This window comes from Pseudomonas serbica (assembly GCF_028823535.1).
GTDB classification, from domain to species: Bacteria; Pseudomonadota; Gammaproteobacteria; order Pseudomonadales; family Pseudomonadaceae; genus Aquipseudomonas; species Aquipseudomonas serbica.
On the sequence record NZ_JAQIYM010000001.1, the window covers coordinates 133498 to 158166 of the forward strand.

General features: G+C 60.8%; 21 protein-coding genes. 14 read left to right on the top strand and 7 right to left on the bottom strand.

The window, feature by feature from the left end:
• Positions 1-84: 84 nt before the first annotated feature.
• The 3 genes from dgcA to NQL71_RS00595 all read right to left on the bottom strand — a co-directional run bounded on the left by dgcA (position 85) and on the right by NQL71_RS00595 (position 3747).
• Positions 85-2145, bottom strand: coding sequence for a dimethylglycine demethylation protein DgcA (gene dgcA, locus NQL71_RS00585; protein ID WP_046818254.1), 2061 nt, complete (start codon positions 2143-2145; stop codon positions 85-87).
• 15 nt (positions 2146-2160) lie between these two features.
• Complete coding sequence (locus tag NQL71_RS00590) at positions 2161-2691, bottom strand: 4-vinyl reductase (RefSeq protein WP_046818255.1); 531 nt, start codon at positions 2689-2691, stop codon at positions 2161-2163.
• A gap of 78 nt (positions 2692-2769) precedes the next feature.
• Complete coding sequence (locus NQL71_RS00595; protein WP_008033250.1) at positions 2770-3747, bottom strand: dipeptidase; 978 nt, start codon at positions 3745-3747, stop codon at positions 2770-2772.
• Between the two features lie 236 nt (positions 3748-3983).
• Here NQL71_RS00595 and NQL71_RS00600 point away from each other — a divergent pair, with 236 nt between their 5' ends.
• Both NQL71_RS00600 and NQL71_RS00605 read left to right on the top strand, forming a co-directional pair.
• Positions 3984-4385: a lysozyme inhibitor LprI family protein gene (locus tag NQL71_RS00600; RefSeq protein ID WP_046818721.1), complete on the top strand. Its 402-nt coding sequence runs from the start codon at positions 3984-3986 to the stop codon at positions 4383-4385.
• 59 nt (positions 4386-4444) lie between these two features.
• Complete coding sequence (locus tag NQL71_RS00605; protein WP_274642154.1) at positions 4445-4861, top strand: DUF3010 family protein; 417 nt, start codon at positions 4445-4447, stop codon at positions 4859-4861.
• Positions 4862-4983: 122 nt separating this feature from the next.
• Here the strand turns inward: NQL71_RS00605 and NQL71_RS00610 are convergent, their stop codons facing one another.
• Positions 4984-5928, bottom strand: coding sequence for a GlxA family transcriptional regulator (locus tag NQL71_RS00610; protein WP_046818257.1), 945 nt, complete (start codon positions 5926-5928; stop codon positions 4984-4986).
• Positions 5929-6122: 194 nt separating this feature from the next.
• Here NQL71_RS00610 and NQL71_RS00615 point away from each other — a divergent pair, with 194 nt between their 5' ends.
• From NQL71_RS00615 to NQL71_RS00640, 6 genes are all read left to right on the top strand, one after another.
• Positions 6123-7067: a choline ABC transporter substrate-binding protein gene (locus tag NQL71_RS00615; protein WP_046818258.1), complete on the top strand. Its 945-nt coding sequence runs from the start codon at positions 6123-6125 to the stop codon at positions 7065-7067.
• Between the two features lie 73 nt (positions 7068-7140).
• Entirely contained in the window at positions 7141-8028 is an 888-nt protein-coding gene (cdhC, locus tag NQL71_RS00620; RefSeq protein WP_046818259.1) for a 3-dehydrocarnitine:acetyl-CoA trimethylamine transferase CdhC, read from the top strand.
• 142 nt (positions 8029-8170) lie between these two features.
• Positions 8171-9136: an L-carnitine dehydrogenase gene (locus tag NQL71_RS00625; RefSeq protein ID WP_274642155.1), complete on the top strand. Its 966-nt coding sequence runs from the start codon at positions 8171-8173 to the stop codon at positions 9134-9136.
• A 124-nt stretch (positions 9137-9260) separates the two neighbouring features.
• Positions 9261-9737, top strand: coding sequence for a thioesterase family protein (locus NQL71_RS00630; RefSeq protein WP_166622943.1), 477 nt, complete (start codon positions 9261-9263; stop codon positions 9735-9737).
• Positions 9738-9749: 12 nt separating this feature from the next.
• On the top strand, positions 9750-10913 hold the full coding sequence (locus NQL71_RS00635) for a gamma-butyrobetaine dioxygenase (protein ID WP_274642156.1): 1164 nt from the start codon (positions 9750-9752) through the stop codon (positions 10911-10913).
• Between the two features lie 379 nt (positions 10914-11292).
• Complete coding sequence (locus NQL71_RS00640) at positions 11293-11559, top strand: hypothetical protein (RefSeq protein WP_046818263.1); 267 nt, start codon at positions 11293-11295, stop codon at positions 11557-11559.
• Positions 11560-11655: 96 nt separating this feature from the next.
• Here NQL71_RS00640 and gbdR read toward each other — a convergent pair whose 3' ends face one another.
• Positions 11656-12759 carry a choline metabolism transcriptional regulator GbdR gene (gene gbdR, locus NQL71_RS00645; protein WP_007975492.1) on the bottom strand — a complete coding sequence of 368 codons (1104 nt, stop codon included), beginning with the start codon at positions 12757-12759 and terminating at the stop codon, positions 11656-11658.
• A gap of 513 nt (positions 12760-13272) precedes the next feature.
• A complete protein-coding gene (locus NQL71_RS00650; protein ID WP_046818264.1) occupies positions 13273-14649 on the bottom strand; it encodes an L-serine ammonia-lyase in 1377 nt (458 codons plus the stop codon).
• Positions 14650-15086: 437 nt separating this feature from the next.
• On the opposite strand from NQL71_RS00650, the gene NQL71_RS00655 reads away from it, so the two are divergent.
• From NQL71_RS00655 to choV, 3 genes are all read left to right on the top strand, one after another.
• Positions 15087-16037: a choline ABC transporter substrate-binding protein gene (locus tag NQL71_RS00655; RefSeq protein WP_046818265.1), complete on the top strand. Its 951-nt coding sequence runs from the start codon at positions 15087-15089 to the stop codon at positions 16035-16037.
• A gap of 76 nt (positions 16038-16113) precedes the next feature.
• Positions 16114-16959: a choline ABC transporter permease subunit gene (gene choW, locus NQL71_RS00660; protein ID WP_034147473.1), complete on the top strand. Its 846-nt coding sequence runs from the start codon at positions 16114-16116 to the stop codon at positions 16957-16959.
• Entirely contained in the window at positions 16956-18134 is a 1179-nt protein-coding gene (choV, locus tag NQL71_RS00665; RefSeq protein ID WP_046818267.1) for a choline ABC transporter ATP-binding protein, read from the top strand. The genes choW and choV overlap by 4 nt, the downstream gene beginning before the upstream one ends.
• A 209-nt stretch (positions 18135-18343) precedes the next feature.
• On the opposite strand, the gene NQL71_RS00670 is transcribed toward choV, so the two are convergent.
• On the bottom strand, positions 18344-20284 hold the full coding sequence (locus tag NQL71_RS00670) for a BCCT family transporter (RefSeq protein ID WP_235431859.1): 1941 nt from the start codon (positions 20282-20284) through the stop codon (positions 18344-18346).
• Positions 20285-20664: 380 nt separating this feature from the next.
• Between NQL71_RS00670 and betI the strand changes: the two genes are divergently transcribed.
• The 3 genes from betI to betA all read left to right on the top strand — a co-directional run bounded on the left by betI (position 20665) and on the right by betA (position 24648).
• Positions 20665-21258, top strand: a complete 594-nt coding sequence (betI, locus tag NQL71_RS00675; protein ID WP_077184647.1) for a transcriptional regulator BetI — start codon at positions 20665-20667, stop codon at positions 21256-21258.
• A 62-nt stretch (positions 21259-21320) separates the two neighbouring features.
• Positions 21321-22793, top strand: a complete 1473-nt coding sequence (betB, locus tag NQL71_RS00680) for a betaine-aldehyde dehydrogenase (protein WP_046818270.1) — start codon at positions 21321-21323, stop codon at positions 22791-22793.
• 154 nt (positions 22794-22947) lie between these two features.
• Positions 22948-24648 (top strand): choline dehydrogenase, encoded by a 1701-nt coding sequence (gene betA, locus NQL71_RS00685; protein ID WP_274642157.1) that lies wholly within the window; start codon positions 22948-22950, stop codon positions 24646-24648.
• Positions 24649-24669: the final 21 nt, after the last annotated feature.

The following is a 24669-nucleotide window of genomic DNA, read 5'->3' on the forward strand; positions in this document are numbered from 1 at the left end:
AAGCGGTGGGTCAGTCGACATCAATGGCGGCTGACAGATTGCATTCGCGAGCAGGTTCGCTCCCACAGGGTTATCAACAAGCTCTTAGAAATCCTTGCACAACCGCAGTGCGTCATAGATCGCGGCATGCACGTTGCGTTGGGCCACGCAGTCGCCGATGCGGAACAGCAGGTAACCGTCGCCGCTCTGTGCAAGGCAAGGTTGCGGCTTGATCGCGAACAAGGCTTCGACGTCGATCTGGCCCTTGTTGCGCGAGCCTTCCTTCATCGCGTAGTAGATTTCCTCGTCCGGACGCACGCCGTTCTCGATCACCACCTGATCCACCACCCGCTCCTCTTTGGCGCCGGTGTATTCGTTTTCCAGCACCGCCACCAGCTTGTCGCCTTCGCGGTAGACCTTCTCCAGCATCATGTCGCCGGTCATGATCACTTCTTTGGGGTACATGCTGCGGTAGTAGGTCGGGAACGACGTACCGCCGATGGCCACGCCCGGCTTGATGTCGTCGGTGACGATCTCGACCTGGCTGCCCTTGTCGGCGAGGAAGTCGGCGGTGGACATGCCGGTGAACTCGCAGATGGTGTCGTAGACCAGCACGTTCTTGGCAGGCGCAACCTTGCCGTCGAGGATGTCCCAGCTGCTGACCACCAGGCCTTCAGCCGCGCCCCAGTGTTCGTTCTGCTCGATGAACGGGTGACCGCCGACAGCTAGCACCACCACGTCCGGACGCAGGTCCATGATGGTCGGCGCATCTGCCGCGGTGCCCAGGCGCAGGTCGACTTTCAACCGTGCCAGCTCCAGCTGGTACCAGCGGGTGATACCGGCGATCTGGTCCCGTTGCGGTGCTTTCGAAGCAGTCGTGATCTGCCCGCCAATGAACTCTTTCTTCTCGAACAGCGTGACGTCGTGGCCACGCTCGGCGGCCACACGGGCGGCTTCCATCCCGGCAGGACCGGCGCCGACCACCACCACCTTGCGTTTAACGCCGGTGGTTTTCTCGATGATGTGCGGCAGGCCCATGTATTCACGGGAGGTCGCCGCGTTCTGGATGCACAGCACATCCAGTCCCTGGTACTGACGGTCGATGCAGTAGTTGGCGCCGACGCACTGCTTGATCTGGTCGATCTGGCCCATCTTGATCTTGGCGATCAGGTGCGGGTCGGCAATGTGCGCGCGGGTCATGCCGACCATGTCGACGTAACCGCCCTCCAGAATCCGCGTGGCCTGGTTCGGGTCCTTGATGTTCTGCGCGTGCAGCACCGGAACCTTGACCACTTCCTTGATGCCGGCAGCCAGGTGCAGGAACGGCTCCGGCGGATAACTCATGTTGGGGATAACGTTGGCCAGGGTGTTGTGGGTGTCGCAACCCGAGCCCACGACGCCGAGGAAATCGAGCATGCCAGTGTCGTCGTAATACTTGGCGATCTGTTTCATGTCCTCATGGGACAGGCCATCCGGGTGGAACTCGTCACCGCAGATGCGCATGCCCACACAGAAATCGTCACCGACCTCGGCGCGCACGGCTTTCAACACTTCCAGGCCGAATTTCATGCGGCCTTCAAAGGTGCCGCCCCATTCGTCGGTACGCTTGTTGACCCGCGGGCTCCAGAACTGGTCGATCATGTGCTGGTGCACGGCCGACAGCTCGACACCGTCCAGGCCCCCGGCCTTGGCGCGGCGCGCGGCCTGCGCGTAGTTGCCGATCACCCGCCAGATTTCTTCCGGCTCGATGGTCTTGCAAGTAGCACGGTGCACCGGCTCGCGCACGCCCGATGGCGACATCAGGGTCGGCCAGTTGAAGCCGTCCCAGCGCGAACGCCGGCCCATGTGGGTAATCTGGATCATGATCTTGGCGCCGTGCTTGTGCATGGCGTCGGCCAGATTCTGGAAGTGCGGAATGATGCGGTCGGTGGACAGGTTCACCGAACTCCACCATTCCTGCGGGCTGTCGATGGCCACGACGGACGAACCGCCGCAGATCGCCAGGCCGATCCCGCCCTTGGCCTTCTCTTCGTAATACTTGACGTACCGGTCGGTGGTCATGCCGCCGTCGGTGGCATAGACCTCGGCGTGCGCGGTGCTGAGCACGCGGTTGCGGATGGTCAGTTTGCCGATCTGGATCGGCTGGAACATTGCTTCGAAAGCCATGGCGGGATCCTCGACTTACAACGGCTTGACGATGAACAAGCCGTCTTCGTGGCCCTCTTCGGAGCCACCGTAGACTTGCTCGGCCACGGTGCGGATCTTGCTGCCGCGAGCGGCCAGGATCTGATCCATGGCCCCGGCGAACCAGCCGGTGAACATGTAGTCGACCTTGCGCCCAACCTTGCCGTACACGTAGACAAAAGCGGAGTGCTCGAGCTTGACGCTGGCGGTGCCTTTGTCGAGGTCGATGTCCTGGATCTTGAACAGGCCCCAACCACGCTGCGACAGGCGCTTCATGTAGTGCTCGAACACCGCGACGCCTTCCAGGCCGTGGCATTCGGCTTCTTTTTCACACCAGTGCCAGGCGGACTTGTAGCCGGCCTTGTAGAGGATCTCGGCATAGGCGTCGGCGCCCAGCACTTCCTCGATGCCCATGTGGTTGTTGACGAAGAAATGACGCGGCACGTACAGCATCGGCAGGGCGTCGGACGTCCAGACACCGGTTTCGCTGTCGACTTCGATAGGCAATTGCGGGGCGATCTTGGCCATGGAAACTTAACTCCAGAAAAATTTTGGTGTTGCCTGCGGCGCGAATGGCCGCAGGTAAGGATTCAGAAGTGCGGCGGCTTATTCGCCCCAGACGTCTTTCAAAACGTTGACCCAGTTCTCGCCCATGATCTTGCGCACCACGCGCTCGGAATGGCCGCGCTTGAGCAGGGTTTCGGTGAGGTTCGGGAACTCGCCGACGGTGCGGATGCCCAGCGGGTTGATGATCTTGCCGAAGCTGGTCAGGCGGCGGGCGTAGCCCTTGTCGTGGGTCAGGTATTCGAAGAAGTCCTGGCCATGACCCTGGGTGAAGTCGGTGCCGATGCCGATGGCGTCTTCGCCGACGATGTTCATGGTGTATTCGATGGCTTCGGCGTAGTCGTCGATGGTCGAATCGATGCCCTTGGCCAGGAACGGCGCGAACATGGTCACGCCGACGAAACCGCCGTGGTCGGCGATGAACTTGAGCTCTTCATCGGACTTGTTGCGCGGGTGGATCTTCAGGCCCGACGGCAGGCAGTGGGAGTAGCAGACCGGCTTCTTCGACTCGAGGATGACTTCTTCAGAAGTCTTGGAGCCGACGTGGGACAGGTCGCACATCACGCCAACGCGATTCATCTCGGCGACGATTTCGCGACCGAAACCCGAGAGACCGCCATCACGCTCGTAGCAACCGGTGCCCACCAGGTTCTGGGTGTTGTAGCACATCTGCACGATACCGACGCCGAGCTGCTTGAACACCTCGACGTAGCCAATCTGGTCTTCAAAGGCGTGGGCGTTCTGGAAGCCGAAGAGAATCCCGGTCTTGCCCTGCTCCTTGGCCTTGCGGATGTCGGCGGTGGTGCGCACCGGAATCACCAGGTCGCTGTTTTCGCGGATCAGTTTCTGGCTGGCGGCGATGTTGTTGACAGTGGCCTGGAAGCCTTCCCACACCGACACGGTGCAGTTGGCGGCGGTCAGACCGCCCTTGCGCATGTCTTCGAACAGCTCACGGTTCCACTTGGCAATGATCAGCCCGTCGATAACGATGCTGTCGGCGTGCAATTCGGCTGGGCTCATCAGGCTGTCCCCTTGTTGGCGATTCATGCGCCGAATCGTCTGCCGGCGCTTTGGGGCCAGCATATGCCTGAGGGACGGGACAGCCGGGTGCAAAAACGACAGGGGAATTGCCGAAAGCGTCAATCCGCGACAAAGGGTCGTCGCAAGGCACAATTGCCGACCTGTTCAAGGCCTTCCGCTTGGGCCAGAATTCGCCGCATCACTTGATGCTTCACTGGATGGGAGCGGCAACGCACATGAAATTCATCTTCCTGGCATTGGCACTGATGGCGACCGGCGTACACGCCGCCGAAGAGTCCGAAGACACCCCCTGCGACAAGGTCGAAAACGACATCCAGACCCTGGAGTGCTCGGCCTTCAACAAAACCACTGCCGAAGACTTGCTGGGCGAGAACTACAAGAGCCTGGCCGAGCGCATGCAGTCGCTCTACGGCAAGAACCCGTCGCAACTGGCCGACATCACCGCCCGAATCAAGGCCGCGCAACAACAATGGCTGAAAACCCGCGACGCCGACTGCGCCATCGAAGCCTTCCCGGCCGCCGCCGGCAGCAAGGCGTTCACTATTGCGCAGAACGATTGCGTGGCGCGGATGAGCGATGAGCGGTCGGAGTTTTTGGAGTCGATCGGGCAGGAGTGACGACTGCTATTGAACTTGAGCTGTAAGCTTCACGCCTTCAGCCAGAAAAGGGATTCAACATGAAAGTCTGCGGCATCGAAATCAAAGGCAGCGAAGCGATCATTGCCGTGGCAACCCTCGAAGGCTCGGCACCGGGCCATTTGTCGCTCGCAACCAAGAAAATCGCCCTCGACGATGACGACGAAGCCGCCAACGTCAAAGTGTTCGCCGCTCAGGTTGCGTCTTTTGTGCGGGAGAATTCGATTGATCGCATTGCGATCAAGAAGCGCAGCAAGAAAGGTGAGTTTGCGGGTGGGCCGACGACGTTCAAGATCGAAGGGGTTTTCCAGTTGCTGGAGAATTGTGAGGTGACGCTGTTGTCGCCGCAGACGATCAATGCTCAGGCCAAGAAGCACGGTTTTGAGCCACCGGCGACGCTGAACAAGTATCAGCATGAGGCTTACAAAGCGGCGTGTACGGCGTTGGTGAAGAAGTAAAGGCGAAAACAGATAAAAATGTGGGAGCGGGCTTGCTCGCGAAGGCGCAGTGTCAGTCGCCATCATTGTTGATGACACACCGCTTTCGCGAGCAAGCCCGCTCCCACAGGGTTCCAAGGTGTCTAGGCTTTTGCGGTACGCCGATCTTCCCGCGGGCAGCGCTCAAACTTCGCCCGATAACTGCGGGTGAAATACGACGGCGATTCAAACCCGCAGGCGATACTCACTTCCAGCACACTCATGTCCGTTTGCCGCAGCAACTGCCGGGCCTTTTCCAGCCTTAATCGCAGATAGAAATTGCTCGGTGTGTCATTCAAATGCAGGCGGAACAATCGTTCGAGTTGCCTGCGCGTCACCTTGATCGATTCCGCCAATTCCAGCGTACTCAGCGGCGGTTCGCTGTGCTGCTCCATCTCACCGATCACATGAACGAGCTTCTTGTTACTGATGCCATAACGCGTAGCGACTTCCATGCGCTGGTGGTCCTTGCGCGGGCGGATGCGGCCGAGCACGAATTGTTCGCTGACCTGGATCGCCAGTTCGGGACCGTGGGCCTGGGCGATCAGATCCAGCATTAAATCGATGGAGGCGGTGCCGCCAGCAGAAGTGATGCGCCGACGGTCGATCTCGAACAACTCCTGGGTGACGCTGAGCTGCGGATAAGACTCCTTGAAGGCGTCAATGGCTTCCCAGTGCAGGGTCAGGCGATGGCCGTCGAGCAGGCCGGCTTCGGCGAGGATAAAACTGCCGGTGTCGATGGCGCCGAGGGTCACGCCTTCAATGTCCAGCCGACGCAGCCAGTGCTCCAGCACCGGGGTGGCAAATTTCAGCGGTTCGAAGCCAGCGACTACCAGTAATGTCGCGCCCTTCTTCAGCGGCTCCAGCGCCGCGTCGGCGTTGACCGACATGCCGTTGCTGGCCAGCACCGCCCCGCCATCGGCGCTCAACACATGCCAACGATACAGCTCGCCACGAAAGCGATTGGCCACCCGCAACGGCTCGATGGCCGAGATAAATCCGATGGCCGAGAAACCCGGCATCAACAAGAAGTAGAAATCCTGGGACATGGCGCTCTCGATGGACGGGTAGCGTGAGGACGTTGATACGCCACTTGCAACAGCCATTCAAGAGCACAGGTCGCCGCAGTGCAAGTGCTGGTCGCCGCAGTGCGCTTTCATGGCTGATTTGCTGCGTAACGTGTCATCACCGGCGCACAAAGACGACCGGACCCACAATAATGAAACTGCCGAGGAACCTGAGAATGAAACGACTGATCAGCAGCTGTGTTCTTGCACTCAGTGGTACCGCTTTGCTGAGTGCCAGCGTCATGGCCGCGGAACCCGCCTCATGCCAGAACGTGCGCATGGGCGTGGTGAACTGGACCGACGTGATCGCCACCAGTGCGATGACCCAGGTATTGCTCGACGGCCTCGGCTACAACACCAAACAAACCAGCGCCTCCCAGCAAATCATTTTCGCCGGGATCCGCGATCAGCGCCTGGACCTGTTCCTGGGTTACTGGAACCCGCTGATGACCCAGACCATCACCCCATTCGTCGACGCCAATCAGGTCAAGGTGCTTGAAGCGCCAAACCTGCAAGACGCCCGTGCCACCCTCGCCGTTCCGACCTATCTTGCCGACAAGGGCCTGAAAACCTTCGCCGACATCGCCAAGTTCGAAAAAGAACTGGGCGGCAAGATCTACGGCATCGAACCAGGTTCAGGCGCCAACACCCAGATCAAGGCGATGATCGCCAAGAACCAGTTTGGCCTCGGCAAGTTCCAGCTGGTGGAGTCCAGCGAGGCCGGCATGCTCGCCGCCGTGGATCGCGCCGTGCGCCGCAAGGAAGCCGTGGTGTTCTTCGGCTGGGCGCCGCACCCGATGAACGTCAACGTGCAGATGACGTACCTCACCGGCAGCGACGACGCCCTCGGCCCGAACGAAGGCATGGCCACGGTCTGGACCGTCACTGCGCCGAAATACGCCGAACAGTGCCCGAACGTCGGTCGCCTGCTGAGCAACCTGACATTCACCGCCGAAGACGAGAGCCGGATGATGCAGCCGCTGCTGGATCACAAGGACGCCTTCGAGTCGGCCAAACAGTGGCTGAAAGATCACCCGCAAGACAAACAGCGCTGGCTCGAAGGCGTGACCACCTTCGATGGCAAGCCGGCGGCTGAAAACCTCAAGCTGACCAGCAAATAAACCTGACCTGAACACCGCTTCGCAGCCCGACAGGGCTGCGAACCGACTCATCACGCCTGTAAGGAACCGCCTCATGAACCACGACGTCATCATCACCTGCGCACTCACCGGTGCTGGCGACACGACCGCCAAGAGCCCACACGTGCCGGTCACCCCGAAACAAATTGCCGCTGCCGCCGTGGAAGCCGCCAAGGCCGGCGCCACCGTGGTTCACTGCCATGTCCGCGACCCTGAAACCGGCAAGTTCAGCCGCGACGTGGCGTTGTACCGCGAAGTGATGGAGCGCATTCGCGAGGCCGACGTCGACATCATCGTCAACCTCACCGCTGGCATGGGCGGCGACCTGGAAATCGGCCCAGGTGAGAAGCCGATGGAGTTCGGCCCGAATACCGATCTGGTCGGCCCGCTGACCCGCCTGGCCCATGTCGAAGAACTGCTGCCGGAAATCTGCACCCTCGATTGCGGCACGCTGAACTTCGGCGATGGCGACACCATTTATGTTTCCACCCCGGCGCAGCTGCGTGCTGGCGCCAAACGCATCCAGGAGCTGGGCGTGAAGGCCGAGCTGGAGATTTTCGACACCGGTCACCTGTGGTTCGCCAAGCAAATGATCAAGGAAGGCCTGCTCGACAACCCGCTGTTCCAACTGTGCCTGGGCATCCCGTGGGGCGCGCCGGCCGACACCACCACCATGAAAGCCATGGTCGACAACCTGCCGGCCGACGCGGTCTGGGCCGGTTTCGGCATCGGCCGCATGCAAATGCCGATGGCCGCACAAGCCGTGCTGCTGGGTGGCAACGTGCGGGTCGGGCTGGAAGACAACCTGTGGCTGGACAAGGGCGTACTGGCGACCAACGGCCAGTTGGTCGAGCGCGCCGGTGAAATCCTCAGCCGCCTCGGTGCCCGCGTCCTGACCCCGGCTGAAGGCCGCAAGAAAATGGGCCTGACCCAGCGCGGTTGATTGCACTTACACCCAACCCCTGTAGGCGCCGGCGTGCCGGCGAAGAGGCCGGTACATCCGCCGCATTTTCTGCGGTGCTGAAATCGCCTTCGCCGGCAAGCCGGCTCCTACAGTGGATCACCGAAATCTTCAGGAAGTTGCCATGACCTTCATTACCGAAATCAAAACCTTCGCAGCGCTGGGCAGTGGTGTCATCGGCAGCGGCTGGGTGTCCCGCGCCCTCGCCCATGGCCTGGACGTAGTGGCCTGGGATCCGGCGCCGGGTGCCGAGGCCGCCCTGCGCAAACGCGTCGCCAATGCCTGGGGCGCGCTGGAAAAACAAGGCCTGGTACCCGGCGCCTCGCAGGATCGCCTGCGTTTTGTCGCGACCATCGAAGAGTGCGTGCGCGATGCCGATTTCATCCAGGAAAGCGCCCCTGAACGCCTTGAACTGAAACTGGAGCTGCACAGCAAGATCAGTGCGGCGGCCAAGCCGAATGCCTTGATCGGCTCCAGCACCTCCGGCCTGTTGCCCAGCGAGTTCTACGAGAGCTCGACCCACCCGGAACGCTGCGTTGTCGGGCACCCGTTCAACCCGGTTTACCTGTTGCCACTGGTGGAAGTCGTCGGCGGCAAGAACACCGCCCCCGAAGCCGTGCAAGCAGCGATGAAAGTCTACGAATCCCTTGGCATGCGCCCGCTGCACGTCCGCAAGGAAGTGCCGGGATTCATCGCCGACCGCCTGCTCGAAGCGTTGTGGCGCGAGGCGCTGCACCTGGTCAACGACGGTGTGGCAACGACCGGCGAAATCGACGACGCGATCCGTTTTGGCGCGGGTCTGCGCTGGTCGTTCATGGGCACGTTCCTGACCTACACGCTGGCCGGCGGTGATGCCGGTATGCGCCATTTCATGGCGCAGTTCGGCCCGGCATTGCAGTTGCCGTGGACCTATCTGCCAGCACCTGAGCTGACCGACAAGTTGATCGACGATGTGGTGGACGGCACCAGCGATCAACTGGGCAAACACAGCATTTCGGCGCTGGAGCGCTATCGTGATGACTGTCTGTTGGCCGTGCTGGAAGCGGTGAAGACCACCAAAGAGAAGCATGGGATGGCATTTGCCGAATAATGAGCCCCGCAGGTCTGGCCCCTTCGCGAGCAGGCTCGCTCCCACAGGTTTGCGCCGTCCTTGTGGGAGCGAGCCTGCTCGCGAAAGCGGCGGTCCAGTCACCACCAACATTGGAACCGGAATCATGCCCACCCTCACCACCTACCAGACCAAAATCATCCCCGACTGGGTCGACTACAACGGCCACCTGCGCGATGCCTTCTACCTGCTGATCTTCAGCTACGCCACCGACGCCCTGATGGACCGCCTCGGCATGGACAGCAACAACCGCGAAGCCAGCGGCAACTCACTGTTCACCCTGGAACTGCACCTCAATTACCTGCATGAAGTGAAGCTCGACGCCGAGGTCGAAGTACACACGCAGATCATCGCCCATGACGCCAAGCGCCTGCACCTCTATCACAGCCTGCATCTGGTGGGCGACGACAAGGAGCTGGCGGGCAACGAGCAGATGCTGCTGCACGTCGACCTCGCCGGGCCACGCTCCACGCCATTCAGCGAAGAAACCCTGGGCAAACTGCAGGCCATCGTCGCCGAACAGACCGACCTGCCCGCTCCCGCCTACATCGGCCGAGTGATTGCATTACCGGCAAAAAAATAACAAGGAGATCGCATGAACACCGCCGCCGCTTTTGCCGACTTCCGTACTTATCCATTGATCAGCGCGCTGGCAGGCGTGCAGACCATGGCCGATCATGTCCTGGTCAAGTGGGCTGACCACCGCGCCAGCCCCTTCCACCACCCCTGGCTGCGGGACAATTGCCCGTGCCCGTCATGCGTCTACACGGTGACTCGCGAACAGGTGCTGGAAATCGTCGATGTGCCAGAAAGCCTGATGCCTGTCGAAACCAGCATCAATGCCGAAGGGTGCCTGAGCATCCGATGGCAGGATGGCCATCTCAGCCGCTTCGACCCTGGCTGGTTACGGGCCCACGCCTATGATGACGAATCGCGCGCCGAGCGCCTGGCCGGCAAGCCAAAAGCCAGGCTTTGGCACAGTGATTTGCAGTTGCCGGTGTTCGAATACCAAGCGCTGATGAACGACAACCAGGCGCTGTTGCAATGGCTGCTGGCCGTGCGCGACACCGGCCTGACCCAGGTGCGCGGCGTCCCCACCGAGCCCGGCTCGCTGAAGCTGATCGCCCAGCGCATTTCATTCATCCGCGAGAGCAATTTCGGCGTGCTGTTCAACGTGCAATCCAAGGCCGATGCTGACAGCAACGCCTACACCGCTTTCAACCTGCCACTGCACAGCGATTTGCCGACCCGGGAGTTGCAACCGGGGCTGCAATTCCTGCATTGCCTGATCAACGATGCCGAAGGGGGCGAGAGCATTTTCGTCGACGGTTTTGCCATCGCCGACGCCTTGCGCCTAGAGGACCCGGAAGCCTTCAGGAGCCTGTGCGAGACCCCCGTGGAGTTTCGCAACAAGGACCGCCACAGCGACTACCGTTGCCTCGCGCCGATCATCGCCCTGGACGCGTTGGGGCAGGTGTCGGAGATTCGCATGGCGAACTTTTTGCGAGGGCCGTTCGATGCGTCGGTGGAGCAGATGCCCAAGCTGTATCGCGCCTATCGCCGCTTCATTGCGATGACTCGCGAGCCCCGATTCAGGCTGATGCAAAGGCTTAATCCCGGCGAGCTCTGGTGCTTCGACAACCGCCGTACCCTGCATGCGCGCAATGCGTTTGATCCTGCCACTGGCGCCCGGCATTTCCAGGGGTGTTATGTAGATCGGGATGAGTTGTTATCGCGCATCCTCGTGTTACAACGCTAAACCGCGTCATCGTTCTTCGCGAGCAAGCCCCTCCCACATTGGATCTTTGAACGACGCCGATCCAATGTGGGAGCGGGCTTGCTCGCGAAGGCGTCAGTCCCGACACTACATTTCGTGTTGATTCACAGGCAAAAAAAAGCCCCGATCAAGCCGTGACAGGATCGAGGCAGAGGGTACTGTTGAGGAGCTGCCGTGGGAAGGTGACCAAACCCTCGTGAAGCAAGCTGGGTCCAGTGTGCCGACTCTCAGCGCAGGGAAATAGCACGAAAACGACCTGTTCATAGTCAATGCTGCCATCACGACAAATCGCCCTTGCCGCCACTGCGTGCCACTACCAGAATCGAACCACGACATCATTCCCAGAAGAAGGATTAGCGTCATGATGCACGCCGATTTGATAGACCAGGAAGACCTGTTGGGCCAGCTCAAGTCATTGGGCTTCCAAGTGCCGACCGGCGCCACCGCCCAGCAGGCTTGCGAGTGTGCCGTGCGGGGTTTGAACGATGAGCGGGCCATCGTGCTGCGCACCATGGTCAAGCAGATGTACACCAGCAGCGCGACGATCCTGCCGGCGGTGCGCCAAGCCATTGATAAGCAGTTGTTGCCCGCGTTGGCGGAATATCAACAGAGCCACACCGCCCGTTAATACGCCTTCGCGAGCGAGCCCGCTCCCACAGTGGATCTGCGTCGTTCGCAGATCCCATGTGGGAGCGGGCTTGCTCGCGAATGAAGGCGACTCGGTCTAGAGCCTTACGCTGGCAAACGTCGACTCATTGCGCGCCTGACTCAACGCCGACAACGGCCCGGACAACGGCGACAGCACCAGGGCCTGTGGCAGCGGCATCATTGCCACCTGCTGCGTGGTGTTGGAACCGACGCGTTCGTCACGCGGCGGAATGCCGAAGTATTCGCGGTAGCACTTGGAAAAGTGCGGCGTGGACACGAAGCCACAGACCGACGCCACTTCGATGATCGACATCGGTGTCTGCTTGAGCAGTTGCCGCGCGCGAATCAAGCGCAGTTTCAGGTAGTAACGCGATGGCGAGCAGTGCAGGTACTTCTGGAACAGCCGCTCCAGCTGACGACGGGACACGGCAACGTAAACCGCCAGCTCATCGAGGTCGATCGGTTCTTCGAGGTTGGCTTCCATCAGCGCGACGATTTCCTGCAACTTCGGCTGATTGGTGCCGAGCATGTGCTTGAGCGGTACGCGCTGGTGATCCTGTTCGTTGCGGATGCGCTCGTAGACGAACATTTCCGAGATCGCGGCCGACAGCTCGCGCCCGTGATCGCGACTGATCAGGTGCAGCATCATGTCCAGCGGCGCGGTGCCGCCAGAACTGGTGAAGCGGTTACGGTCGAGGGTGAACAGGCGGGTACTCATGGCCACCCGTGGAAACGCTTCCTGCATCGCCGCCAGGCACTCCCAGTGCACACTGCAATCGAAACCGTCCAGCAGGCCAGCACACGCCAGGGCCCAGCTGCCGGTGCAGACCGCACCCAGGCGACGGGACTGTCGCGCCTGGCTCTGCAGCCATGACACGTGTTCGCGGGTAACAGTGCGTTGAATACCGATACCACCGCAGACAATCACGGTGTCCATGGGAGGCGCTTTGTGCATGGAGGCATCAGGCGTGATTTGCAGACCGTCACTGGCCCAGACTTGACCGCCATCGACGGTGAGGGTGGTCCAGCGATACAGCTCACGGCCTGACAACTGGTTGGCCATGCGCAGCGGTTCGACTGCGGACGCCAGGGAAATCAGCGTGAAATTGTCCAGCAGCAGAAAGCCGATGGATTGAGGCGCACGGTTCTGGGGTTGGGCCCCGGAGTTGAACGTCGTCATCGCGGTATCTCCTCACACAAAGCGGGTGATGGCCTCAGGCGGAGGCTCTTGTTATTGCCATCGTTCTCGCGTGGGAGACGGGCTTTGTAATGACAGAGCAATTGCCATGCCTAAATTTGAATGCGCGTTCAATAACTCCTAAAAACGACGTCGGAATGTGTCTATATATGACGCGCAGGGAGTAGGGGTTATAAGTGCCATCAATGGCGTCTGGCGCTCTGCCCCGTTGCGTGTGAGCAAATCGGTAGCACTTGTGGGAACAGGGCTGTGGCGAGTCCTGGAAGAGTGTCACCGCAGGCACAGCTGACGGATGGTCAGAGACCGGGCGGTCCTGATTTTGAAGTCAGGTACTTATCTGTAAGCGACGCGCCAAAAGGTGGCGCGTTTTAAATCGGGTGTTCAATTACCGCGCAGTTTTGACTGGTCTGACGCCTTCGCGAGCAAGCCCGCTCCCACAGGGGAATGCATTTCAATGTGGGAGCGGGCTTGCTCGCGAATGGAGGCGACTCGATATCAGCACTCCACCGCGCTCACAGCCAACCCACCCCGCGACGTCTCCTTATATTTGTCATGCATATCGGCACCGGTATCGCGCATGGTGCGAATCACCCGGTCGAGCGAGATAAAGTGCTGACCATCGCCGCGCAAAGCCATCTGCGCCGCATTGATCGCTTTCACTGCGGCGATCGCGTTGCGCTCGATGCACGGCACCTGCACCAGGCCGCCCACCGGATCGCACGTCAGCCCCAGGTTGTGCTCCAGGCCGATTTCCGCCGCGTTACACAGTTGCTCCGGTGTGGCGCCAAGGATTTGCGCCAACCCCGCCGCCGCCATGGCGCAGGCCGAGCCGACTTCGCCCTGGCATCCGACTTCGGCACCGGAGATCGAGGCGTTCTTCTTGCACAGAATCCCGACCGAAGCCGCGCCGAGCAGGTAGTCGACGACATTGGCGTCGGTCACGTCCTCGCTGAACTTCATGAAGTAGTGCAACACCGCCGGAATAATCCCCGCCGCGCCATTGGTCGGCGCCGTGACCATGCGCCCGCCGGCAGCGTTCTCCTCGTTGACCGCGAGAGCGAACAGGTTGACCCACTCCATGGCGCTCAGCGTCGAGCCGATCACGTTGGGTTTGTTCAGCTCCTGCAAACTGCGATGCAATTTGGCCGCGCGCCGGCGCACGTTCAGGCCGCCAGGCAGAATGCCCTCGTGCTTGAGGCCGTGCTCGACGCAATCCTGCATGGCGCGCCACAGGTGCATCAGACCACTGCGGATTTCCTCTTCGCTGCGCCAGACCTTCTCGTTGGCCATCATCAGTTCGGCCACCCGCAGGTTGTGTTTTTTACACAAGTCCAGCAGCTGCGCCGCGCTGGAGAAATCGTAAGGCAGCTCGGTGCGATCCATATCGACCACTCCGCTGCTGGCTTGCGCCTCATCGACGACAAAACCGCCGCCGACCGAATAGTAGGTATCGCGATGCAACTCGCCGTCATCGCCTTCGACAATCAAGGTCATGGCATTGGGGTGAAACGGCAGGTTTTCGTCGATCAGGCGCATGTCCCTGGACCAGATGAACGGGACCGGCAAACGGCCGTCGAGCAACAAGGTGTCCGTTTCGCGCAGGGTGTCGATGCGGATGCCGATTTGCGACGGATCGATCGCATCCGGCCACTCGCCCATCAGCCCCATGATCACGGCATTGTCGCTGCCGTGGCCGATGCCGGTGGCCGACAGTGAACCAAAGAGCTGCACCTGCACACGCCGAACCTGCTCAAGCAGGCCCCGCTCACGCAAACCCTGCACGAACAGCGCCGCCGCCCGCATAGGCCCCACGGTGTGAGAACTGGAAGGACCGATGCCGATTTTGAACAGGTCGAAAACACTGATAGCCATTGCTGCCGGACTCCTGGATGTGCCAACTCCAGGCGCAAAAGCGCCCGGTGACGGAGCTGCTACGCTCAAGCTGCAATCCGTCGGGATGGCCGCATCATCAGGCTTTTGTCCTGTCGCTCGACGTCTCACACCGACGCACTCATGTCCACGAACGCCGCGTGTCTTTTACGTCGTGTTTGCGCCGTTTTTTTGCGGCTCAGACGGACAAAGGAGGCTGAAAAAAGCTGTAAACGACGTCACCGACACTGGATGCGACCATCCCTGTACTGGTTACGACGCACCCTGTAGGCGTCAGATTTTCACTGGTACATGATCGTATCGACTCGATTGCAAGGCGCCGTGGTAGAGCTGTCTCCAAAACGCCATCCAACCGCAACCTATAAGTGCGGTGGTTCCAATCGGAAACACTGCCAAAAAAAACACCAAGGAGTCCATCCATGAAAGGTTCCCCGTCGTTGTTGTTGGCCGCCCTGCTTAGTCTGCCGGTTCTGGCGCAAGCTGCCGAACCGGCCCAGTGCAACACCGTAAACTTCTCCGATGTCGGCTGGACCGACATTACCGCGACAACCGCGACCACCAGCGTCGTGCTCAACGCCCTCGGCTACAAGACCAAGACCACCATGATCTCCGTGCCCGTGACCTACAAGTCCCTGGCCGACGGCAAGAACATGGACGTGTTCCTGGGCAACTGGATGCCGACCATGGAAAACGACATCAAGGCCTACCGCGATGCCGGCACCGTGGAAACCGTGCGCACCAACCTCAAGGGCGCCAAGTACACCCTCGCCGTGCCCCAGGCGCTGTACGACAAAGGGCTGCATGATTTCGCCGACATCGCCAAGTTCAAGAAGGAACTGGATGGAAAGATCTACGGCATCGAGCCGGGCAACGACGGCAACCGCCTGATCCAGAGTATGATCGACAAGAACGCCTTCGGCCTCAAGGACGCCGGCTTCAAGGTCGTCGAGTCCAGCGAGGCCGGCATGCTGTCGCAGGTCGACCGCGCGCAGAAACGCGATACCGCCGTGGTGTTCCTGGGCTGGGCCCCGCACCCGATGAACAAGCGTTTCAAGATTCAATACCTGACCGGCGGCGACGATTTCTTCGGCCCCGACTTTGGCGCCGCCACCGTGGCGACCAACACCCGCAAGGGCTACGCCACGGAATGCAGCAACGTCGGTCAGTTGCTGAAGAACCTGGAGTTCACCGTCGACATGGAAAGTGAACTGATGGGCAACATCCTGGACGACAAAATGAAGCCTGACGCGGCCGCCAAGGCCTGGCTGAAAAAGAATCCCCAGGTGCTCGATACCTGGCTCGCTGGCGTGACCACCATTGACGGTAAACCTGGCCTGGAAGCCGTGAAAGCCAAGCTCGCACAGCCTTGAGCTTAGGGAGCATCGCTTACGCCGGGCGGCAAGCCGCCCGGGCTGTTTATTTCCTTGCATGCGGACGTTCACTACCATGCTGATTGATCAGAAAATACCTCTAGGCCAGTACATCGCAGGCTTCGTTGAATGGTTGACGCAACACGGCGCCAACACCTTCGACGCAATCGCCGTGTCACTGGAAACGATGATCCACGGCGTGACGTTTGCGCTGACCTGGTTCAACCCGCTGGTCTTGATCGGCCTAATCGCAATACTTGCCCACTTCATCCAGCGCAAATGGGGCCTGACCGCCTTCGTCGTTGCCTCCTTCCTGCTGATCCTCAACCTGGGGTACTGGCAGGAAACCATGGAAACCCTCGCCCAGGTGTTATTCGCCACCCTGGTCTGCGTGGTCATCGGCGTACCCTTGGGTATCGTCGCCGCGCACAAACCGATGTTCTATACCATGATGCGTCCGGTGCTCGATCTGATGCAGACCGTGCCGACCTTCGTCTACCTCATTCCTACCCTGACTCTCTTCGGTCTGGGTGTGGTCCCGGGCCTGATCTCGACGGTGGTGTTCGCGATTGCCGCGCCCATCCGCCTGACTTACCTGGGTATCCGCGATGTCCCGCAAGAACTGATGGACGCCGGCAAGGCCTTCGGCTGCTCGCGTCGTCAACTGCTCTCGCGCATCGAACTGCCCCACGCCATGCCAAGCATCGCGGCCGGCATCACCCAGTGCATCATGCTGTCGTTGTCGATGGTGGTGATCGCGGCACTGGTGGGCGCTGACGGCTTGGGCAAACCCGTGGTCAACGCACTGAATACCGCTGATATCGCCCTGGGCTTCGAAGCAGGCCTGGCGATCGTACTGCTGGCGATCATGCTCGACCGTATCTGCAAACAACCCGACGCCAAAGTAGGGGGTGACGCATGAGCATAATTCGCTTCGAAGACGTGGACGTGATCTTCACCAAGGATCCGCGCGAAGCCCTGAAGCTTCTCGATCAAGGCTTGACCCGCAGCGAGATCCTGAAAAAAACCGGTCAGATCGTGGGCGTGGAAAAAGCCAGCCTCGACATCGAAAAAGGTGAAATTTGCGTGCTGATGGGCCTGTCCGGCTCCGGCAAATCCAGCCTGCTGCGCTGCATCAACGGCCTCAACACCGTCAGCCGCGGCAAGCTGTTCGTCGAACACGAAGGCAAGCAGATCAACATTGCTTCCTGTACCCCGGCCGAACTGAAAATGATGCGCACCAAGCGCATCGCGATGGTGTTCCAGAAGTTCGCCCTGATGCCTTGGCTGACGGTGCGCGAGAACATCAGCTTCGGCCTGGAAATGCAGGGCCGTCCGGAGAAGGAACGCCGTAAGCTGGTCGATGAAAAACTCGAGCTGGTGGGCCTGACCCAATGGCGCAACAAGAAGCCTGACGAACTGTCCGGTGGCATGCAGCAACGTGTGGGCCTGGCCCGTGCGCTGGCGATGGATGCCGACATCCTGCTGATGGACGAGCCGTTCTCGGCGCTCGACCCACTGATCCGCCAGGGCCTGCAGGACGAACTGCTGGAGCTGCAGCGCAAGCTGAGCAAGACCATCGTGTTCGTGAGCCACGACCTCGATGAAGCCCTGAAGCTGGGCAGCCGTATCGCGATCATGAAAGATGGCCGGATCATCCAGTACAGCAAGCCGGAAGAAATCGTCCTCAACCCGGCAGACGACTACGTGCGCACTTTCGTTGCCCACACCAACCCGCTGAACGTGCTGTGCGGTCGCAGCCTGATGCGCACCCTGGACAACTGCAAGCGCATCAACGGTTCGGTGTGCCTGGACCCGGGTGGCGATTCGTGGCTGGACCTGGCCGAAGGCAACACCATCAAGGGCGCACGCCAGAACGGCTCGAGCCTGGATCTGCAGAACTGGATTCCAGGGCAGGCAGTCGAAGGCCTGGGTCGCCGGCCGACACTGGTGGATTCCAATATCGGCATGCGCGATGCGCTGCAGATTCGTTATCAGACCGGCAACAAACTGGTGCTGCACGACAACAACAAGGTTGTCGGGATTCTCGGCGACAGCGAGCTGTACCACGCGCTGCTCGGCAAGAACCTGGGGTAAGGCAACAGACACAAAAACGCCGCGAGAGTATCGCGGCGTTTTTGTTTGTGGGGTATAGGGACATTCAGCTTTGCGGCTGATTGCCCCTTCGCGAGCAAGCCCGCTCCCACATTTGATCTGCGGTGTTCACAAATCCAATGTGGGAGCGGGCTTGCTCGCGAAGAATGCGATGCGGTGCCTCAGACAGAAACACCGCATCACTTCACAACTCAGCTATAGACGCGGCCAAGGAGCTGCCGATGGCTTTCAAACTGATCGAGCACGTCACGGGTGATCTGATCCTGAGTGAAGCCCATCAGGTCGTAGTCCTGGCTGCCGTTGTGCAGGTACACCTCGGCGCGATAGTAACGCTGACGCGCCTCATCGGATTGAGCCGACTCGGTTGGCGTGGCCAGATAGCCGTCCAGGCTGACTTCGTAGACAAACGGGTTGCCCTCCTCCATCTCGACCCGAACGCCCATGCAACGCTTGGACTTGCCCAGCAGCGTCTGCACTTCCAGGCCTTGGGCGCGCATTTGCGTCGTCGCATCCTGCAAGGCCGGGCTCACATGCTTGTCCATGAAGCGCTGCACCACCGACTGGCTCGGTTGCAGGTCCAGCTGGGTCAAACGCTCGCTGAAACCACGACGGCCACGGGCCGCCAGTTCCGCTTGCTCCTGTTCGATCTGCACGTCCTGGCGCATGGCCTTGTGCAAGCCGAACATAAAGCATACCAACACCACCGAGAACGGCAGGCCGGCCAGCACCACCATGGTTTGCATGGCTTCGAAGTTACCGGCGAACAGCAGGCCGATGGTCACCAGGGTGATCACGACCGACCAGAAGATCCGCAGCCAGTGCGGCGCATCTTCGTCGACATTGCCGCCCTTGCACGAGAGGTTGGCCATCATCACCGCGCCGGAATCCGCTGGCGTCAGGAACAAGACGAACCCCACGAAAATCGACACGCCGATCACCACTTTCGATGCGGGGTAATGCTCAAGCAATTGGTAGATCGCCATGGACGGCTGTTCCAGCGCCGTCTTTCCGAGCTCCACCGCCCCGTGGTTCATCACCAGGTCCAGGGCCGAGTTACCGAAGATCGACAGCCACGCCAGGGTGAAACCCAGCGGAATCAGCAACACGCCAGCGACCAGCTCACGCACCGTGCGACCACGGGAAATACGCGCGATGAACATGCCGACGAATGGCGCCCAGGAAATCCACCAGGCCCAGTAGAACAGGGTCCACAGGCCCAACCAGCGGTCAGACTTCTCACTGTCGCCTTCGTACACATACAGGTCGAAGGTCTTCATCACCACGCCGTTGAGGTAGTCACCGACGTTTTGCACGAAGCCGTTGAGCAGGTGCAGGGTCGGGCCGAACAGCAGGACGAAAATCAGCAGGCCGCTGAACAGCACGATGTTGAGGTTGGACAGGCGACGAATGCCGTTTTCCACCCCGGACACGGCAGCGATGGTCGCCACGGTGCTCATCACGATGATCACGATCAGCAGGTTGGTGTTGCTGTGCTCCATGCCGAACAGGTTTTCCAGGCCCGACGACACTTGCAGCGAACCGATCCCCAGGTTGGTCACCAGGCCCAGCAGCGTCACGAACATGCCGAAGCCGTCCACCGCATGACCGGCCGCGCCCTTGACCCAACGCTCGCCCACCAGCGGGTACAACGCCGAACGCAACGCCAGCGGCTGGTTATGCCGGTAGGCGAAGTACGCCACGGCCAACCCCACCAGCGCATAGATCGCCCAGCCATGCAGGCCCCAGTGCAGGAACGTCAGCTGAACCGCCTGACGGGCGGCCAGGTTGCTGCCGGCCACGCCTTCCGGCGGGTTGAAATAGTGGTCCAGCGGCTCGGATGCGCCGAAATACAGCAGCGAGATGCCGATGCCCGAGGAGAACAGCATCCCCGCCCAGGCGCCGTAGCTGAAGTCCGGGGTGTCGTCCTTGCTGCCCAGCTTGAGCTTGCCGTAGGACGAGAACGCCAGGCCGACCACGAAGATCAGGTAGGCGGCAATCACCACCATGTAGTACCAGCCGAAGCTGCGGGACAACCAGGCTTGCGCCATACCGAGCAGTCTGCCCGCCTCTTGCGGGGCGATGATCAGAATGGCGGTCAACAATAGAATCAACGCGGTAGAGGTGTAGAACACCCAACCGTTGACCGTCACCTTCTCGGGCGGGGTCTTTATTAGCGAGGCAGAACTCATGGCACAGATGCTCCGGGCAGTGCGAGAGAAGAACGCAAGACAAACGGGGTACCCGACCAATCGGTTAGTGGGCAGCCGACCAGCGGGTGATATAAAGACAACCCCAAAGGGCCCGAAGCCCCTTGAGCGCTGTGGCGCGTAGGTTTCGAGCATTTTCGGAAGTCGTTTTTTTCGCCGCTACGCGTAGGAAAAATCTGTAGGCAGCGACGATTTGTCGCAGATCTTATTCTTTGTTGATTGAACGTTCAATCAAAACAAAATAGACTGGCCCTTAATCCGATAGACGCCTTGCGTCTGATGGAAGGCCTAAGGAGATGTGCAAGATGCCCAAGGTCGGTATGCAACCCATCCGTCGCCAGCAGTTGATCGAAGCCACATTGCTGGCGGTCGACCAAGTCGGAATGGGGGACGCCAGCATTGCGCTGATCGCCCGTTTGGCCGGTGTCTCGAATGGCATCATCAGTCATTACTTTCAGGACAAGAACGGCCTGATCGCTGCCACGGCGCAGTACCTGATGAGTGTCCTCAGCGAGAACGTCACCGCGCGCCGTCAGGCGCTGACAGATGCAAGCCCGCGGGCGCATCTGCAGGTGATCATCGAAGGCAACTTCGACGCCAGCCAGGTCAATGGCCCGGCAATGAAAACCTGGCTGGCCTTCTGGGCCACCAGCATGCACCACCCGTCTTTGCACAGGTTGCAGCGGATCAACGATCACCGTCTGTATTCCAACCTGTGCTGCCAGTTCCGCCGCGTACTGCCGCTCGATGATGCGCGCAGTGCAGCCCGTGGCCTGGCAGCCCTCATCGACGGTTTGTGGTTGCGCGGCGCACTGTCGGGAGATGCTTTCGACACTGAGCAGGCGCACCAGATCGCTTACGAATACATGGATTTCCAACTGGCCAAGCGGGTGAGTTAGAGCACACATAGAACGCTCGACACCCGCACCGTGCCAACAACCAATGCACTTGCGAGGACTTTATGGCCCGTTTCGAACTGCAAAAACTCTACATCGACGGCGGCTACACGGATGCTGGCAGCGATGCCACGTTTGAAGCCATCAACCCGGCTAACGGTGAAGTCCTCGCAAAAGTGCAACGCGCGACAAAGGAAGACGTCGAGCGCGCTGTGGTCAGCGCCGAAAAGGGCCAGAAAATCTGGGCCGCAATGACCGCCATGGAGCGTTCGCGCATCCTGCGTCGCGCCGTTGACATCCTGCGCGAGCGCAACGATGAACTGGCTGCCCTGGAAACCCTGGACACCGGTAAGTCGTACTCCGAAACCCGCTACGTCGACATCGTCACCGGCGCTGACGTGCTGGAGTACTACGCTGGCCTGGTTCCGGCCATCGAAGGTGAGCAGATTCCGCTGCGCACCACCTCTTTCGTCTACACCCGTCGCGAGCCGCTGGGCGTCGTAGCCGGTATCGGCGCGTGGAACTACCCGATCCAGATCGCCCTGTGGAAATCCGCACCTGCCCTGGCGGCCGGTAACGCGATGATCTTCAAGCCAAGCGAAGTCACCTCGCTGACCACCCTGAAACTGGCCGAGATCTACACCGAAGCCGGCCTGCCAGCCGGCGTGTTCAACGTCCTGACCGGCAGCGGCCGTGAAGTCGGCACCTGGTTGACCGAGCACCCGCGCATCGAAAAAGTCTCGTTCACCGGCGGTACCGACACCGGCAAGAAAGTCATGGCCAGCGCTTCGAGCTCTTCGCTCAAGGACGTGACCATGGAACTGGGCGGTAAATCCCCGCTGATCATCTGCGACGACGCCGACCTCGACCGCGCCGCCGACACCGCGATGATGGCCAACTTCTACAGCTCCGGCCAGGTCTGCACCAACGGCACTCGCGTGTTCGTGCCGGCGCACCTGAAAGCCGCTTTCGAAGCCAAGATCGTTGAGCGCGTTGCACGCATCCGCGTCGGTAACCCGCAAGACGAAAACACCAACTTTGGTCCGCTGGTCAGCTTCGCCCACATGGAAAGCGTGCTGGGCTACATCGCCAAGGGCAAGGAAGAAGGTGCGCGCCTGCTGTGTGGCGGCGAGCGTCTGACCGAGGGCGAATTCGCCAAGGGCGCGTTCGTGGCGCCGACCGTGTTCACCGACTGCACTGACGACATGACCATCGTGCGTGAAGAAATCTTTGGCCCAGTCATGGCGATCCTGTCGTACGAAACCGAAGAAGAAGTGATCCGCCGCGCCAACGACACCGACTTCGGCCTCGCCGCCGGTATCGTCACCAAGGACTTGAACCGCGCCCACCGCGTGATTCATCAGCTGGAAGCCGGTATCTGCTGGATCAACGCCTGGGGCGAGTCCGACGCGAAGATGCCGGTTGGCGGCTACAAGCAGTCGGGTGTTGGCCGTGAGAACGGCATCAGCTCGCTGAACAACTTCACCCGCATCAAATCGGTACAGGTCGAGTTGGGCGATTACGTCTCGGTGTTCTAAGACCCGAGACCTGTATTGCTCGCGAGGGCCTCTTCGCGAGCAAGCCCGCTCCCACAGGAGACCTCACTCCATTGTGGGAGCGAGCCTGCTCGCGAATCGAGTGCGCAGCACTCGCCGAGGCCCGACCTGACCACTATCAAAGAGGGTGCATTCAATGTCCCAAGAATTCGACTACATCATCATCGGTGCCGGCTCGGCCGGTAACACCCTGGCGACCCGCCTGACCGAAGACGCCGGCGTCACCGTCCTGCTGCTCGAAGCGGGCGGCCCGGACTACCGTTTCGACTTCCGCACGCAAATGCCGGCCGCCCTGGCGTTCCCGCTGCAAGGCCGTCGCTACAACTGGGCCTACGAAACCGATCCAGAGCCGCACATGGACGGTCGCCGTATGGAATGCGGTCGCGGCAAGGGCCTGGGCGGTTCCTCGCTGATCAACGGCATGTGCTACATCCGCGGCAACGCCATGGACTACGACGGCTGGGCAAAATTGCCAGGCCTGGAAGACTGGTCGTACCTGGACTGCCTGCCGTATTTCCGTAAAGCGGAAACCCGCGACATCGGCCCGAATGACTACCACGGTGGCGACGGCCCGGTCAGCGTGACCACGCCGAAAGCTGGCAACAACCCGCTGTTCCACGCCATGGTTGAAGCCGGCGTGCAAGCCGGTTACCCGCGCACCGAAGACTTGAACGGCTACCAGCAGGAAGGCTTCGGCCCGATGGACCGCACCGTGACGCCGAAAGGTCGTCGTGCCTCCACCGCCCGCGGTTACCTGGACGTGGCCAAGAAGCGCTCGACCCTGACCATCGTCACCCACGCCCTGACCGACAAGATTCTGTTCGAAGGCAAGCGTGCGGTCGGCGTGCGTTACCTGGTCGGTGACGCCGAAGAGCGCGTCGAAGCCAAGGCGCGCAAGGAAGTGCTGCTGTGCTCCGGCGCCATCGCTTCGCCGCAGATCCTGCAACGCTCCGGCGTCGGCCCGGCTGAACTGCTGAACAAGCTCGACATTCCGGTGGTCCACGACCTGCCAGGCGTCGGTGAAAACCTGCAGGACCACCTTGAACTGTACCTGCAATACGCCTGCACCCAACCGGTCTCGCTGTACCCGTCGCTGCTCTGGTACAACCAGCCGGCCATCGGTGCCGAGTGGCTGTTCAACGGCACCGGCATCGGCGCCAGCAACCAGTTCGAGGCGGGCGGTTTTATCCGTACCCGTCCGGAATTCGAATGGCCGAACATCCAGTACCACTTCCTGCCGGTGGCGATTAACTACAACGGCAGCAACGGTGTGAAAGAACACGGCTTCCAGGCGCACATGGGCTCCATGCGTTCGCCAAGCCGCGGGCGTATCCAGGCCAAGTCCAAGGACCCACGCCAGCACCCGAGCATCCTGTTCAACTACATGGCCACCGAGCAGGACTGGCAGGAGTTCCGCGACGGCATCCGCCTGACCCGTGAAATCATGCAGCAACCGGCGCTGGATGCCTTCCGCGGCCGCGAAATCAGCCCGGGCATCGAAGTGCAAACCGATGAGCAGCTGGACAAGTTCATCCGCGAGCACGCCGAAACCGCGTTCCACCCGTCCTGCTCGTGCAAGATGGGCACCGACGAAATGGCCGTGGTCGATGGCGAAGGCCGCGTGCATGGCATGCAAGGCCTGCGCGTGGTCGATGCCTCGATCATGCCGATCATCACCACCGGCAACCTGAATGCGCCGACGATCATGATGGCCGAGAAAATCGCCGACAAGATCCGCGGCCGCCAGCCATTGCCGCGTAGCAAGGCCAACTACTACGTAGCGGGCGACGCGCCGGTGAAGGGCAAGCCTATGCGTGAAGTGGGCCTGACGGCGTAAGGCTTTAGACCGCGTCACGGC